Below are 14,603 nucleotides of genomic sequence, written 5' to 3' on the forward strand. Positions count from 1 at the left end.
CGATAAAAGCGACCGGGGTGATAAAACGGGAAGCGCGATAAAGCGCCTAGAATTCTTCGACTTTCATCACGTCATAAGCGGGTTCTTCGTAGGGATGCGCCAGCTTTAAGGCCTTAACCGCCGCCCTGATACACTCATCAGAGCAAACCATTTCGACCCGATATTCCGCCACAGCCTCAAGCCGGCCCTGCTGACCCAGGTAGGGCTGGCTGCCCGCCAATGGACGGAACTGCCCCTGCCCCAACACTTGCCAGCAGCAACTGTCGTAGTCACCCACCTTGCCGGCACCGGCCTCAAACAAAGCTGACTTGACCGCATCCAGGTGTGAGGCAGGAACATGAAAACACAACTTGTACACTCAACCCTCCTCGCAGCGATGCCCCGGTTAACCCGGCAAGATAGCAGGCCAACAATCAGTTCAGCACACGAATCGCAATCACATGCTCCACATCGCCAATCGCCTTGATCACCTCGGCAGAAGGCACCTGCTCGACGTCAAGAATGTTATAGGCGATGTCATCCCGGCTTTTGTTCATCATGTCCAGAACGTTGATGTTGTTCTGGGTGAACACCGACAGCACATTGCCCAGGACCCCGGAGACATTGTCATTCACAAAGGTGATGCGGTAGCCACCGCTTCGCGGCAGGTTAATTTGCGGAAAGTTGACGGAGTTTTTGATGTTGCCGCTTTCGAGAAAATCTTTCAGCTGATCCACCGCCATCACCGCGCAGTTTTCTTCCGCTTCCGCCGTACTGGCGCCAATGTGCGGCATAGCCAGAACATCAGGTCGCTGCAATAAATTCGGTTCGGGAAAATCGCACACGTACATGCCCAAACGGCCTTCATCCAATGAGGCCACCACCGCATCCGCGTCGACAATCGACTCACGGGCAAAATTCAACAGCACTGCACCCGCTTTAACGGCCTGCAGGACTTCGGCATTGATCATATGGCGGGTGGGCGCAATCGCCGGCACATGCAGGGTGATGTAATCAGAACGCGCCATCAATGCCTGCAGGTTGTCCATTTTCTCGACTTGGCTCGGCAGCTTCCAGGCCGCTTCCACCGACAGCGCCGGATCAAAGCCCACGACGTCCATCCCCAGCGCCAAAGCCATTTCGGCCACCATGGAGCCAATAGCTCCCAGGCCCACCACCCCTAAGGTGCGGCCATAAAGCTCGTTGCCGGCAAAACGCTTTTTCTCTTTTTCCAGCAGCTTGCCCATCGCATCCGCGTCCGTCATTTCCGTCAGCGACTGCACATAGCGCATCCCCCCGGTAATATCACGCGAACTCAACAACAGACCAGCCAGCACCAATTCTTTCACCGCATTGGCGTTAGCGCCAGGCGTGTTGAAAACCACCACACCGGCTTTGGTGCAGGCTTCCACCGGCACGTTATTCACCCCGGCACCCGCGCGAGCGATGGCTTTCACCGTGGACGGTAAATCCTGATCGTGGAGTGATTGACTGCGCAGGACAACCGCGTCGGGCTGTTCACAGTCGGCAGACACCTGATAGAGCTCACGGTTGAAGCGATCCAGGCCTTTATTGGAAATGGCATTGTAGGTTTTGATATGAAACATATTCCCTCCTCACAGATGGAAAGACGTCGGCGAACTTTTGATCGTCTGGCCTGCGTCTATTCCACTGCATCATTATTGTTATCGTAACGCCGGAATGTCTTTGTCTTTCTACTGGCGCTTAAAACCAGGGCGGTACCCACTGTTTGAAAAATGAATGCCGGCCCCAGTGGCTGAGCGGCCAGGATCAGGCCTGGGTCGTCACCTGCTCATAAGCCCACTGCAACCAGGGCATCAGCGCTTGCATGTCGGCTTTTTCAACCGTGGCACCACCCCACAGGCGCAACCCATCGGGAGCATCGCGGTAAGCACCGATGTCGTAGGCAACACCTTCCTGATCGAGTAACTTGACCATTTTCTTCACTTGCTCAGCGGTGGCATCCACCGTCAAACAAATGCTGGTGCTCGACAGGGTTTCCGGGGCTTGTGCCAAAAAGTGAATCCAGTCATTGGCGGCAACAAATTCAGCCACCACGGCCAAGTTTTCCTCCGAGCGGACAATCGCTTCTTTGACGCCCCCGATCGCTTCAACCCAACCCAGAGCATCCAGGTAATCGGCCACCGCCAGCATAGACGGCGTATTAATGGTTTCTCCGCGGAAAATACCTTCAATCAGCTTGCCACCTTTGGTCATGCGGAAAATTTTAGGCATTGGCCAGGCTGGCGTGTAACTTTCCAGACGCTCTACCGCACGCGGGCTCAGGATCAACATCCCATGAGCGCCTTCGCCGCCGAGCACTTTTTGCCAGGAGAAGGTCACCACGTCCAGCTTTTCCCACGGCATGTCCATGGCGAAGACTGCGGACGTGGCATCACAGATCATCAGACCTTCACGGTCGTCGGCAATCCAGTCAGCGTTAGGCACCTTAACGCCCGAGGTGGTGCCATTCCAGGTGAACACCACATCGTGGGCGGAATTCACTTCGGACAAGTCCGGCAGCACACCGTAGTCGGCGGTCAGTGAGCGCACATTGTCCAGTTTCAGCTGTTTGATGATGTCCGTGTGCCAGCCGGAACCAAACGACTCCCAGTGCACCACATCCACTGGACGCGGTCCCAGCAGTGACCACAGCGCCATCTCCACCGCACCGGTATCCGAGGCCGGAACCACACCCACGCGATAGCCTTCAGGCAACCCGAGCAATTCAGCGGTTTTTGAGCACGCCTGACCCAGCGCCTCTTTACCCAGGCTGGAGCGGTGGGAGCGGCCCAATGTCCGCATATCCAATCCGGCCACGTCGTAACCTGGACGCTTGCTGCAAGGGCCAGAAGAAAAGTTGGGGTTTCTCGGTTTTACCTGAGGCTGCATGGCTTCTACTCTTGTCTCGTTCAAAAGGCTTGGTTTTAAAAGGCTCAATTTAATGTCAAAAGGCTCAGTTAAGCACTGATCATAAGCGCAGCTTGTGGATCAAGCCGGGGCTATCCAGCCATGGTCAAACTAGCCAGGGAGCCGAACCTATGATTCGGGGTGACGGATTATGCCAGCTTTATAGAGGTGTGTGCAGTGGGCGCGCGTACAAATGCCGCCGAAGGGATAAAATTTAAAGATCACCATTTGCGAATCTGCTGTTTCAGCTGCCGCAGTGCGTTTTCAGCCCGCTCTGGGGCTCCCAAACCATGCAGGGCAATCAAGCCCTGGACCTGCATCAACAGGTAATCCGCCAGCTCTTGCGTCGACTCGGACTCATCAATCTCGCCCTGGGCCTTTGCCCCGTCCACAACCTCGGCCAGGGCCGCCTGCAGACGCTGGAAGACATCGCGAATATGATTGAGCACCTGAGTGTCTCTCACCTCACCGGCCAACACCGTATTTTGCAGAAAACACCCGTTCACCGCGGGCTGTTGCCGCAACCCTTTTGCCAGGGTATCCAGATAGGTTTCCAGCCTGGTCAGGCCCTCACCAGGCGGCTCCAACGTCTTGAGCAATGGGCCAAACACCCGCTGCTCATAGACGTCAACCACCCGGGCAAAAAGGGTCTGCTTGTCGCCAAAGGTATTGTACAAACTGAAGCGGTTGATACCCAGTTCGTCCACCAGGTCCTGCAGAGAGGTCGCCTCATAGCCACGCCGCCAGAACAGCATCATCGCCTGGTGCAATTTTTCGTTGGGGTCAAATGCGAGGGGACGAGCCACAAATTCAATCTCTTTCAGAGCGGTCAGACGGCAAAAGGAGATTTAGTTTACCCCATTATTGACTGATTGTTTAGAAACCGCGTATATTTCTGACCGATCATTTAGAAACTGTTCACTTTGACATCAAGCGCTGCGATGCAGCTGCGCCCCGACCAGCCACATTAGAATCCACCCCGTTAACGGACAGAGAGACCCCATGAAAATTTACGAAACCCGCACTGCCCCCAACCCGCGTCGCGTGCGCGTGTTCCTCGCCGAAAAAGGCATTGATATGGAGTACGTGCAACTGGATATCGCCGCAGGTGACAACCTGAGCCCGGAAATGCGTGCCAAGAACCCCACCACCAAGATCCCGTTTCTGGAGCTGGACGACGGCACCTGCATTGGCGAAACCATGGCCATCTGTCGCTACTTTGAAGAAATACACCCCGAGCCTGCCCTCATGGGCCGCACCCCGCTGGAAAAAGCCCAGGTCGAAATGTGGCAGCGGCAAGTGGAGTTTTATTTCATGCTGCAAGTGGGCATGTGCTTCCAGCACACCACCGGTTACTTCAAAGACCGCATGAACCCCATCATGGACTGGGGCGTGGAGGCCGGTAAAAATGCCGCCGCCTACATGAAACAGCTCAATCAACATCTGGCGGACTCTCAATTTCTGGTGGGTGATTACTTCAGCATTGCGGACATCAACCTCCTCTGTGCCCTGGATTTTGCCCGGGTCGTCAAGATCAAACCCAGCGACGAGTACACTCACCTGCTGCGCTGGTATGGCGAGGTCTCCAGTCGTCCCAGCGCCAAGGCCTGAACCAAACCTGCACATCGCCTTTAACCTGCACATGAACTGCAAGGAGAGCCTGACATGATCGAACTTTACACCGCCTCCACCCCGAACGGCTGGAAGGCCTCAGTCGCCCTGGAAGAAATGGCGATCCCCTATGAGGTGCATGCCCTCAATCTGGCAGAGGGAGAGCAAAAGCAGCCGGACTACCTCAGCATCTGCCCCAATGGTCGCATCCCCGCCATTGTTGACACCGACAATGACCGGTTTGCGGTCTTTGAAACCGGGGCCATCATGATCTACCTGGCGGAAAAGTCAGGACAATTTCTGCCCACCGACAGCAAAGGACGCTCCCAGGTGATTCAGTGGCTGATGTTTCAGATGGGGGGTATCGGGCCGATGATGGGGCAAGCCAACGTGTTTTATCGCTATTTCCCGGAAACTATTCAACCGGCCATCGACCGCTACCAAAATGAAGTTAAGCGCCTGTTCGGTGTGCTGGATACGCACCTTCAGGATCGCGAATTCCTGGCAGGTAACTACTCCATCGCCGATATGGCCAACTGGTGTTGGGCCCATACCTACAAGTGGTCGGGAGTGGCCATTGATGATTTTCCGCACTTAACCCGCTGGCTGGATGCCATTGCCGCTCGCCCGGCGGTAGAGCGCGGCATCGCGGTTCCCGGCCGGATTGAGGTCGATAAAAAAGAGTTTGTGGAAGGCGCCCGCAAATTGTTGGTTTAATCGCCTGGCCAATCGCCCCTGCCCGCCCAGGGCCAGGGGCAACAATCCAGAGCAACAATCTAGAGCAACAATTCAAAGCAGCCACCCAGACTAACAACAAAGCCAGACTGTATAAACTTTATACATACGCACTCGACGCAGAGCCTGTAAATCCCTATAGTACGCACCTCTTAAGTACGCACCTCTAAAATTTCAGCAGTACGTACCTCAGAATTTAAGGTGTACTCAGCTCAACATTTACGCAGTACACACCTCAAATATTCAAGCACCCACAGTTCGCAGGATTTTCTTTTGATTTCTACCGCAAATATCACCATGCAATTTGGCGCCAAGCCACTGTTTGAGAACATTTCCGTTAAATTCGGCGACGGCAACCGCTACGGTCTGATTGGGGCCAACGGTTGCGGTAAATCGACCTTCATGAAAATTCTCGACGGCAGCCTTTCACCCAGTGCCGGCAGCGTGTCCATCACCCCCAACGAGCGCATTGGCAAGTTGAGTCAGGACCAGTTTGCCTTTGAAGAACACAATGTGATCGACACGGTCATCATGGGCCACGCCGAACTGTGGGAAGTGAAACAAGAGCGCGACCGCATCTACTCACTGCCGGAAATGTCCGAAGAAGACGGCATGAAGGTCGCAGATCTCGAAGTGCAGTTTGCCGAAATGGATGGCTACAGTGCCGAGAGCCGCGCCGGGGAAATTCTGCTCGGTGCCGGTATCGACGAAGCCCTGCACTTTGGCCCCATGAGTGAAGTCGCTCCCGGCTGGAAGTTGCGGGTACTGCTGGCACAGGCCCTGTTCTCCGACCCGGACATCCTGCTGCTCGACGAACCGACCAACAACCTGGACATCGACACCATCCGCTGGTTGGAAGGCGTGCTGAATGATCGCAAAAGCACCATGATCATCATCTCGCACGATCGTCACTTCCTGAATTCTGTGTGCACTCACATGGCCGACATCGATTACGGCGAGCTGCGCGTCTACCCCGGGAACTACGACGACTTCATGCGCGCCTCGACCCAGGCCCGCGAGCGCCTGCAATCTGAAAACGCCAAGAAAAAGGCCCAGATCGCCGAGCTACAACAGTTTGTCAGCCGCTTTTCCGCCAACGCATCTAAAGCCAAGCAGGCCACCTCGCGCGCCAAACAGATCGACAAAATTAAGCTCGACGACATCAAACCGTCCAGTCGCGTGAACCCGTACATTCGCTTCAATCAGGAAAAGAAGCTGCACCGCCAGGCGGTCATCCTGGAAAAGCTGGAAAAAGGGTTTGATGAAGGCCCACTGTTCAGCAACGGCAACCTGATCCTGGAAGCGGGCACCCGACTCGCGGTCATCGGTGAAAACGGGGTGGGTAAAACCACCTTCCTGCGCTGCCTGATGAATGAGCTGTCCCCGACCAGCGGCACCATTCAATGGGCCGAGAATGCCACCCTCGGCTACTGCCCGCAGGACAGCACCGAAGATTTCAATTGTGAGCTGAACCTGTTCGACTGGATGAGCCAGTGGCAAAAGCCCAATCATGACGACCAGATCGTTCGAGCCACTCTGGGACGGCTGCTGTTTTCTTCCAACGACTTTGAAAAGAAGGTGAAAGTCTGCTCCGGGGGCGAAAAGAACCGCCTGCTGTTTGGCAAGCTGATGATGCAGGACACCAACGTCCTGATCATGGACGAACCCACCAACCACCTGGATATGGAATCCATTGAATCGCTCAACCTGGCGCTGGAAAACTACGACGGCACGCTGATCTTTGTCAGTCACGACCGGGAGTTTGTCTCGTCACTGGCCAATCGCATCATCGAGATCAAGGATCACACCCTGAATGATTTCCAGGGTAGCTATGATGAATACCTGGCCAGTCAGGAAGTCGTGTAATACGGTTTCATGAACAGCTGATTGGTTGCAATAAAAAAACCGGCTATGCGCCGGTTTTTTTTGTCTTTAGCCCGACAACCCAGGCCGCAGACACAAAACTTAAAGCGACCGCTTAGCCAAAAACAAAAAACGCCAGTTTATTGCCATCCGGATCGCGGAAATAAGCCCCATAGAACATGTCCGGGATACGTTGGCCCGGCTCCCCATCACAGGTAGCGCCTAGTTTAATCGCCTTATGATACAACTCATCCACCTGCGCTTTCGAGCTGGCAGGAAGCGCCACCATAGAGCCATTACCGGGAGTTGGGGGCTCTTCGTTATAAGGGATGCACACCGACAACATCGGCTCAGCCATGGATTTACCAATCATGGCAATACGACCACCATCAAACTGAACAGTGGCACCAAAGTCTGACAGCAGCTCCGTGTAAAAAGCTTTTGCCCGCTCCATGTCACTGACACCCAGGGTTACATATCCGATCATCGTGCTTCTCCGTTAAATAAATGCTTGTATTACAGCCTTTTTCAGCCACAGAGACTTTGCACCAAGATGCCCCACCCCGCAAGTTGGTATGAACAGACGCATGCTATTTATTTCTCCAGGGGCATTGATCAGACCGCCGTAACTGAAAGCAGCGTCCCACTTTGGCCAGATATGACTTCACTCTCTGTGACTGGGTCAAGGTGACCGGTGTCATTTTGGTGCCAGGCCGCCCTCATTTAACGCGCTCCCCGGCCATGCACATCAATGACAACGACTTATCCGCATTTGACGCTTTAATGACTTGAGCTTACCGCTCATTTCTAGAATAATTATTCAGTTTTTAAACTGTAGGGTGGCGCGGTGCCTGACGCGGCCTGATTTTGGAGAATGTAGCTATGTGGTTGAAACGATTAAGCTGGGTGGTTTTGTTAAGCCTTGGAACCGTATGGGTACAGGCCGATGAGCCTCCAATCTTAAACGTCTACAACTGGACCGATTACATTACCGACGATGTCCTGGATCAGTTTGAACGTGAAACGGGAATCAAGGTCAACTACCACACCTATGAAAGCAACGATGAACTCAATCGGGCGATCGCCTCCAACAGTACCGAGATGGATGTGATTGGCCCCAGCGGTGAGTTTTTACCGTTCCATGAAGAAAAAGGCTCGTTATTGCGCCTGGATAAATCCCTGCTGCCCAACCTGGCGAACCTGGAACCCACCTTACAAGACAAAATGTCGACCTATGACCCAGGTAACCAATACGCCATCCCGTATTTGTGGGGCAGTGTCGGCATTGGTTATAACGTCAAAAAAATTCGGGCCAAGTTGGGAGATGAAACCGCGCTAGCCACCTGGGGCAGTTTTTTTGATCCGGAGTTCATGGCGCAATTTGCCAATTGTGGCATAAACTTGCTGGGCTCTCAGGAAGACATCTTCGACATCAGTTTAAAGTACCTGGGTTATGACCCCCAACAGCACAAGCGGGCTTACCATTACCAGGTGGCCAACCTTCTGGCGAAAATACGTCCTTATATCTCGTCCTTTGATTCCAGCGATTACATTGACGATCTGGCGTCTGGAAAAATTTGTGTCACCCTGGCCTGGAGCGGGGATGTGGATTTGGCGCGGGAACGGGCCAGGGAATTGAATTCCAAAGTCGAACTCAAATATGTCACGCCAAACGAAGGCACGGCGCTTTGGATTGATACCATGGCCATTTCGGCAAAGGCCAAACACCCCGGCAATGCGCATCAGTTCCTGAATTTTCTCATGCGCCCGGACGTGATCGCCGACATTTCGAACTATGCGCGCTACGCCAATGCCAACCAAAAAGCCACCGCGCTGGTCGATGCCAGCATGCGCAATGACCCGAACATCTATATGTCGGATGCGAACATGGAAAACACCTGGTTGAGCTACACCCCCGACAAGGAAACCCTGGAGCTGCGCGAAAAAATCTGGTCAAGATTGGTGGTCGACCGTTTTTCCGACTGAAGGCAATGATGCTTATGACAACCGCAGTCAGAAGGAAATGCTGAAAGGTATGCAGAGCTGACACTGACTGCAGGCTGGCTCAACAAAGAAGCAAGCTGCAGTCCTGAGCTCGAACTATGGAGTTCAGCGCGGCCCCCACCCTGTAGGCGCTGACAACAACGCTATGGGGTCTCAGTGATGCGCTGAAACCAGATGGCTGACCTGCGCCAACAAACGTTATTTAATCCCCAGCAACTCCACCTCAAAAATCAAGGTTGAACCGGGGGTGATAAGACGACCTGCAGCGCGATTGCCATAGGCCAGTTCACTGGGAATAAACATGCGGATTTTTTCACCCACGGTCATCAGCTGAAGACCTTCCTGCCAGCCTTTGATCACCTGGTTGACGCCAAATTCAATCGGCCGCCCACGCTCCACCGAACTGTCGAACACGGTACCATCCAGTAACGTGCCATGATAGCTGACTTTAACCTTGTCGCGGGGCCCCGGCTTTTCTGTACCCGTGCCCTCTTGCAGGACCAGGTATTGCAGTCCCGAAGCCGTGGTTATGACCCCGTCTTTGGTTTTATTTTGCTCCAGAAAGGCCGCCCCCTGCGCCAGGTTTTCCTGCCACACATCTTTACCGGCGAACGCCCTCTGAACCATAAACACCAACACCACCACTGCCAGAATAGCCGCTACAACCTTCACCATGACTCACTCCCGATACTCATATTGAAACAGGAAGGCATGTTACCCCAGATACGCTCAGGCAACTAGCTGACCGCCCTCACCACTGGCATGCGGACGCCGCGGCAGCCTAACCCGTGTGTGGTACTATAACCCGGCCTCGACTCTTTTTGATGACACTGTAATCACATGCTTCAAGCCCTGCCTGTCCTCTACTCTTTTCGCCGCTGCCCTTATGCCATGCGCGCCAGAATGGCCCTGCATTACAGCAAAGTAGACGTAGAGCACCGGGAAATCCTGCTCAAAAACAAGCCCGCGGCCATGCTGGCCGCCTCCCCCAAAGGCACGGTGCCAGTGGTCGTACTGGCCAATGGCACCGTGATTGAGGAAAGCCGCGATGTGATGTTGTGGGCCCTGCAGCAACACGACCCCCAGCACTGGTACTACGGCTTGCCAGCGACCCGACAAGCCAGCATCGATCACTGGATTGATGCCAATGACACCGACTTCAAACCCTGGCTCGACAAATACAAGTACTCGGTTGGGTATCCGCAACACCCTGAGACCTACTACCGGCAACAGTGCGAAACGTTTCTCGGCAAACTCGACCGACAGTTGCAACAATCCGCGTACTTACTGGGCGATGACGAAAGCCTGGCCGACAACGCCATCTTCCCGTTCGTGCGCCAATGTGCCTTTGTCAACAAAGCCTGGTTCGACGCAACCCCCTACCCGCATTTACAACGCTGGCTTGACGGTTTTTTAAATTCCGAGCGCTTCCAAACCATCATGGTCAAGCACCCGCTTTGGCAGCAAAACCCGTGACCTGATCACGGTTAGAGGCTAATCTTAGTGTGGTGATCAGAACCAGCGGAATCATCTGAAACACCTTGCCGCCGAGCCACCTTCAGGCTGTTGTTTAAGAGCGGTGAGCCTTCACATGACTGCCTGACCAAACCAATACCCTAAGGAAGGATAATGGCAATAACGTTGAAACACTCCCTAATACCCTGTTTAAGAGCTCGACCTTCAGCCCTGCTGGCCAGCCTGGCCCTGGCTTTTGGCTTGAGTACTAATGCCCAGTCTGGCGAATGGGCCGAGGCCGCCAAGGCCGTGGATAAAAAAGTCATCAGCTGGCGTCGGGATTTTCACCAACACCCGGAACTGAGTAACCGGGAATTTCGCACCGCCAAAATCGTCGCCGAGCACTTAACCGCTTTGGGGTTTGACCGGGTGGAAACCAACGTCGCCCATACTGGCGTGGTAGGTGTTCTCAAAGGCGCGAAACCCGGCCGTTCCGTGGCTCTGCGCGCCGATATGGACGCACTGCCCGTCACCGAAAAAGTGGATCTGCCGTTCGCCTCCAAGGCCAAGACCGAATACGACGGTCAAGAGGTTGGCGTGATGCACGCCTGTGGCCATGATGCTCATGTCTCGATTTTGATGGGCGTGGCTGAAGTTCTGGCTCAACATCGCGACCAACTGGCAGGCTCTGTTACTTTAATTTTCCAGCCGGCCGAAGAAGGCGCTCCGGAGGGCGAAGAAGGCGGCGCAGAATTGATGATAAAACAGGGTGTATTGGACGGAAAACCCAAACCAGAAGCGATTTTCGGTTTGCACGTCATACCCATACCCACCGGTATGGTGGGCTATCGGGTCAAGGGGACTATGGCCGCCTCCGACCAGTTCAAAATTGTTGTCAAAGGCAAACAGACCCACGGCTCTTCCCCCTGGACGGGTATCGATCCGATCGTCGTTGCCGGTCAGATCGCCAATGCCATTCAGCTGATACCTGCCCGCCAACTGGATATCACCAAGGCCCCGGCGGTGATCTCCACCGGTTCGATCCACGGCGGAGTGCGCAGCAACATCATTCCTGAAGAAGTCACTCTGGTGGGCACCATTCGTACGTTTGACGGCGACATGCAAGATGACCTGCACCGCCGCCTGGAAGTCACTGCCACCAACATCGCCAAGGCCGCTGGTGCCACTGCTGACGTTACGGTCATCCGCGGTTATCCCGTGACCTACAACGACCCCGCACTGACAGAGTTTGCCGTGCCATCATTGCAAAAAGTAACGGGCCAACAAGGGCTGGTGGAAATTCCTCCGTTTATGGGAGCTGAGGATTTCTCGTATTATCAGAAAGAAATTCCCGGTGTATTTTTTATGCTGGGCGTGAACAAACCGGGTGTCGGCCCCGGTCAGGCGGATATGAACCACTCGCCTTACTTTTACGTTAACGAAGACGCTCTCAAAATCGGGGTAGAAGCCCTCACCACCCTGGCGGTTGATTACCTGAACCAGGCGCAGTGAGCCTTCGGACGGCATTGACCGGATCAGAAGCCGTCCAACACCAAAGTTCCTGTTCAGGTCACCATCCGCAATGCCTGAACAGGAACCGCTCAGCCCTTCCACACCTCCCCTGACTTCCCCGGTCATTCTCTGTCCCTTCATCAGGGTGAGGCCAGCACTCTCTAATAGTAGCCCCATCTAGTAGTAGCCCCATCTGACGTTGAAATGCTTTTTTTTACCCATTTCCCTACAAATGTTGTGTTTCACTATCTACACTTCCCTGTAAACACGCATTGAGCGTGGTGCCATTTTCCCTTTGCAACCGCCGAACCCACTTATGCCAATCTCACTTTGCCGTGTCTGTCTTATTGCCTTTGTCGTTGTCGTGACGGGCTGTACCCGCATGATGTTCTCCCCCAGCGACGAATGGGTAGAAACACCCGATCAGCTGGGCTACGACTATGAAGAAAAACTCATCCGCAGCGAAAATGGTCAGCTGATCAGCGCCTGGTTGCTGCCTCAGCGTCAATCACAACGCAACAAGCCCAAAGGGGCGGTGCTGTTTTTTCATGGCAAGGCCGACAATATCAGTACCCATTTGAGTAATGTGAACTGGCTGGCCGATGAAGGTTACGACGTCCTCATGGTGGATTATCGCGGCTTCGGTCGTTCACATGGTCAAGCCGGACTCTCCAGCAGTCTGGTCGACATACGCTACAGTACCCTCTGGTTTCTGGACAAGTACTCCGGTGCGACCCCCAAGTACCTGTTGGGTCAGGATTATGGCGCCTCAATGGCCGGCTATGTGATGGCCACCAACGAGCGGCTGTTAAAACCCTTCAGTGCGGTTATCCTGGACTCGGGGTTTGGCAGTTACCGCAATCTTTCCGCAGAAAAACTGGATGATCACTGGCTGACCGACCTCGTCAAAACCCCGGTTCTGCAAACCATTCCCTCCGAATACGACCTCATCGACTACATCGAAAATATTTCCCCCACCCCGCTGCTGATTGTGCACGGCACCGAAGACACGGTGGTTCCCTACCGCTACGGTGAAGCCCTGTTTGAACAAGCCAAAGAGCCCAAACAATTCCTGAGCTATAAAGGGGAACATATCGCAGCCTATGACGACGTTAAAAACCGTCAGGTCTTGTTGCAGTTTTTAAACCAGCATCAGCACACACAGATCAGCCAGCAGTAATATCCTGGAGGGGGGACCTCCCCTCCTCACACCGTCTTGCCTTTCGCGATCCACAAACCCATGCAGGCTTGTTCACTGTCTGGTGTCGTTTTAACATCAGCTGCTGTTGCCTTCTGCCGGTTAACCACCGTCCCCCCGAAACACGTCCACCTTCAGCGGCCTGAATCACTTTCCCGGTTTCTATCTGCCGCTCCTTCAACGGCTTCAATATGGCCTGTCACACCCCGGAGTTGCCGACTGCACTTCCACGGACCCTTCCAAAAAAACCTCCACGTATCCTTCCAAAAACAATGTCACAAACCCGGCCATAAACAATTTCAGCAGCCTCACAACCAATTCCGCGAGTGATTCCACAATAGCGTGAAGCCATGATTGAGCTCATGCTAAAGTACCAATATGATTGGCGCATTAATCTTCATTAAGAATGGATTGCCATGCGTCTTTTACACCTGCCCCTGTTGCTACTGTTTACGTTCAGCACGTTACCACCGCTGTCTTTTGCCAACGGCCCTGTTGCTCTCGCGATCAGCCCCGCCTTTTTCGACACCACCACCACCACCGCCACGGGCAACACCCACAACCCTTCGTTCAGCAAAGCCAAAAGACTGCTGCAGGCCGAAGTCTATAAAGACCACCCCAAAACCCTCTATTGCGAGGCCGGCTTCGACAGCAGCAAGCGGGTCATTGCCCCACCGGGTTTCGCCACCAGCAAACATACAAAACGCGCCCAACGGATTGAATGGGAACATGTGGTGCCGGCGGAAAATTTTGGTCGAAACCTGAGCGAGTGGCGCAACGGCCATCCACAGTGCGTCAACAGCAAGGGTAAGCCTTTCAAGGGTCGCAAGTGTGCTGAAAAGATGGTGGAAGAGTACCGTTACATGCAGGCGGACATGTACAACCTGTTTCCGGCCATCGGCGCGGTGAATGCCTTGCGCAGCAATTACACCTTCACACTCTTGCCCAATACTCCAGCCAGTTTTGGTTCGTGCCCTATGAAGATCGATCAACGCAAAGCCGAACCGCCGGAATCGGCCCGAGGTCGCATTGCCCGCACCTATTTGTACATGGACGCCACTTACACGCACTTCGCCATGTCGCGCAAAACCCGCCAGCTCATGGAAGCCTGGGACAGAATGTATCCGGTCAACCAATGGGAGTGCGCCCGGGCGGATCGCATTCGGGCCATTCAGGGCAACCGCAATCCCGTCATGGAACAGGCCTGCGGACACTGGGTGGCGAATAATTAGGCCAGCAGCTGGTAATTAGCCCCATGTCTGTTACTGTGGGTGGTAATCAGCGCGGGGCAGAACGGCTCTCGCCACCAAAGCCA

General features: G+C 54.3%; 14 protein-coding genes. 8 read left to right on the forward strand and 6 right to left on the reverse strand.

Translation table 11 applies throughout. From position 1 onward, the window contains the following. Positions 1-46: 46 nt before the first annotated feature. The 4 genes from G8770_RS03115 to G8770_RS03130 all read right to left on the reverse strand — a co-directional run bounded on the left by G8770_RS03115 (position 47) and on the right by G8770_RS03130 (position 3,716). The gene (locus G8770_RS03115; RefSeq protein ID WP_167181671.1) at positions 47-358 is read right to left on the reverse strand and encodes a YqfO family protein; all 312 of its coding nucleotides are present in this window, start codon (positions 356-358) and stop codon (positions 47-49) included. A gap of 55 nt (positions 359-413) precedes the next feature. Next, the gene (locus tag G8770_RS03120; RefSeq protein ID WP_167181673.1) at positions 414-1,586 is read right to left on the reverse strand and encodes a phosphoglycerate dehydrogenase; all 1,173 of its coding nucleotides are present in this window, start codon (positions 1,584-1,586) and stop codon (positions 414-416) included. Between the two features lie 184 nt (positions 1,587-1,770). Continuing rightward, a complete protein-coding gene (locus G8770_RS03125) occupies positions 1,771-2,892 on the reverse strand; it encodes a phosphoserine transaminase (RefSeq protein WP_167181675.1) in 1,122 nt (373 codons plus the stop codon). 239 nt (positions 2,893-3,131) lie between these two features. Continuing rightward, positions 3,132-3,716 (reverse strand): TetR family transcriptional regulator, encoded by a 585-nt coding sequence (locus G8770_RS03130; RefSeq protein ID WP_167181677.1) that lies wholly within the window; start codon positions 3,714-3,716, stop codon positions 3,132-3,134. A 196-nt stretch (positions 3,717-3,912) separates the two neighbouring features. On the opposite strand from G8770_RS03130, the gene G8770_RS03135 reads away from it, so the two are divergent. The 3 genes from G8770_RS03135 (at position 3,913) to G8770_RS03145 (ending at position 7,122) form a co-directional block, all read left to right on the forward strand. Next, complete coding sequence (locus G8770_RS03135; RefSeq protein WP_167181679.1) at positions 3,913-4,521, forward strand: glutathione S-transferase family protein; 609 nt, start codon at positions 3,913-3,915, stop codon at positions 4,519-4,521. 54 nt (positions 4,522-4,575) lie between these two features. Then, positions 4,576-5,238, forward strand: a complete 663-nt coding sequence (locus G8770_RS03140; RefSeq protein WP_167181681.1) for a glutathione S-transferase family protein — start codon at positions 4,576-4,578, stop codon at positions 5,236-5,238. Between the two features lie 291 nt (positions 5,239-5,529). Further along, positions 5,530-7,122, forward strand: coding sequence for an ABC-F family ATPase (locus tag G8770_RS03145; protein ID WP_167181683.1), 1,593 nt, complete (start codon positions 5,530-5,532; stop codon positions 7,120-7,122). 112 nt (positions 7,123-7,234) lie between these two features. Here the strand turns inward: G8770_RS03145 and G8770_RS03150 are convergent, their stop codons facing one another. Beyond that, positions 7,235-7,606 (reverse strand): VOC family protein, encoded by a 372-nt coding sequence (locus G8770_RS03150; RefSeq protein ID WP_167181684.1) that lies wholly within the window; start codon positions 7,604-7,606, stop codon positions 7,235-7,237. Positions 7,607-8,001: 395 nt separating this feature from the next. On the opposite strand from G8770_RS03150, the gene G8770_RS03155 reads away from it, so the two are divergent. After that, a complete protein-coding gene (locus G8770_RS03155; protein ID WP_167181686.1) occupies positions 8,002-9,105 on the forward strand; it encodes an extracellular solute-binding protein in 1,104 nt (367 codons plus the stop codon). Positions 9,106-9,321: 216 nt separating this feature from the next. Here G8770_RS03155 and bamJ read toward each other — a convergent pair whose 3' ends face one another. Further along, positions 9,322-9,798 carry a BamJ family beta-barrel-assembly machinery protein gene (gene bamJ, locus G8770_RS03160; protein ID WP_167181688.1) on the reverse strand — a complete coding sequence of 159 codons (477 nt, stop codon included), beginning with the start codon at positions 9,796-9,798 and terminating at the stop codon, positions 9,322-9,324. A gap of 165 nt (positions 9,799-9,963) precedes the next feature. Here bamJ and G8770_RS03165 point away from each other — a divergent pair, with 165 nt between their 5' ends. From G8770_RS03165 to G8770_RS03180, 4 genes are all read left to right on the forward strand, one after another. After that, complete coding sequence (locus G8770_RS03165) at positions 9,964-10,599, forward strand: glutathione S-transferase (RefSeq protein ID WP_167181690.1); 636 nt, start codon at positions 9,964-9,966, stop codon at positions 10,597-10,599. Between the two features lie 153 nt (positions 10,600-10,752). Further along, entirely contained in the window at positions 10,753-12,090 is a 1,338-nt protein-coding gene (locus G8770_RS03170; protein WP_167181692.1) for an amidohydrolase, read from the forward strand. Positions 12,091-12,406: 316 nt separating this feature from the next. Next, the gene (locus G8770_RS03175) at positions 12,407-13,270 is read left to right on the forward strand and encodes an alpha/beta hydrolase (protein ID WP_167181694.1); all 864 of its coding nucleotides are present in this window, start codon (positions 12,407-12,409) and stop codon (positions 13,268-13,270) included. 434 nt (positions 13,271-13,704) lie between these two features. Further along, positions 13,705-14,520 (forward strand): endonuclease, encoded by an 816-nt coding sequence (locus G8770_RS03180; protein ID WP_167181696.1) that lies wholly within the window; start codon positions 13,705-13,707, stop codon positions 14,518-14,520. Positions 14,521-14,603: the final 83 nt, after the last annotated feature.

Source organism: Pseudomaricurvus hydrocarbonicus, from assembly GCF_011602365.1.
Taxonomy (GTDB): domain Bacteria; phylum Pseudomonadota; class Gammaproteobacteria; order Pseudomonadales; family Cellvibrionaceae; genus Pseudomaricurvus; species Pseudomaricurvus hydrocarbonicus.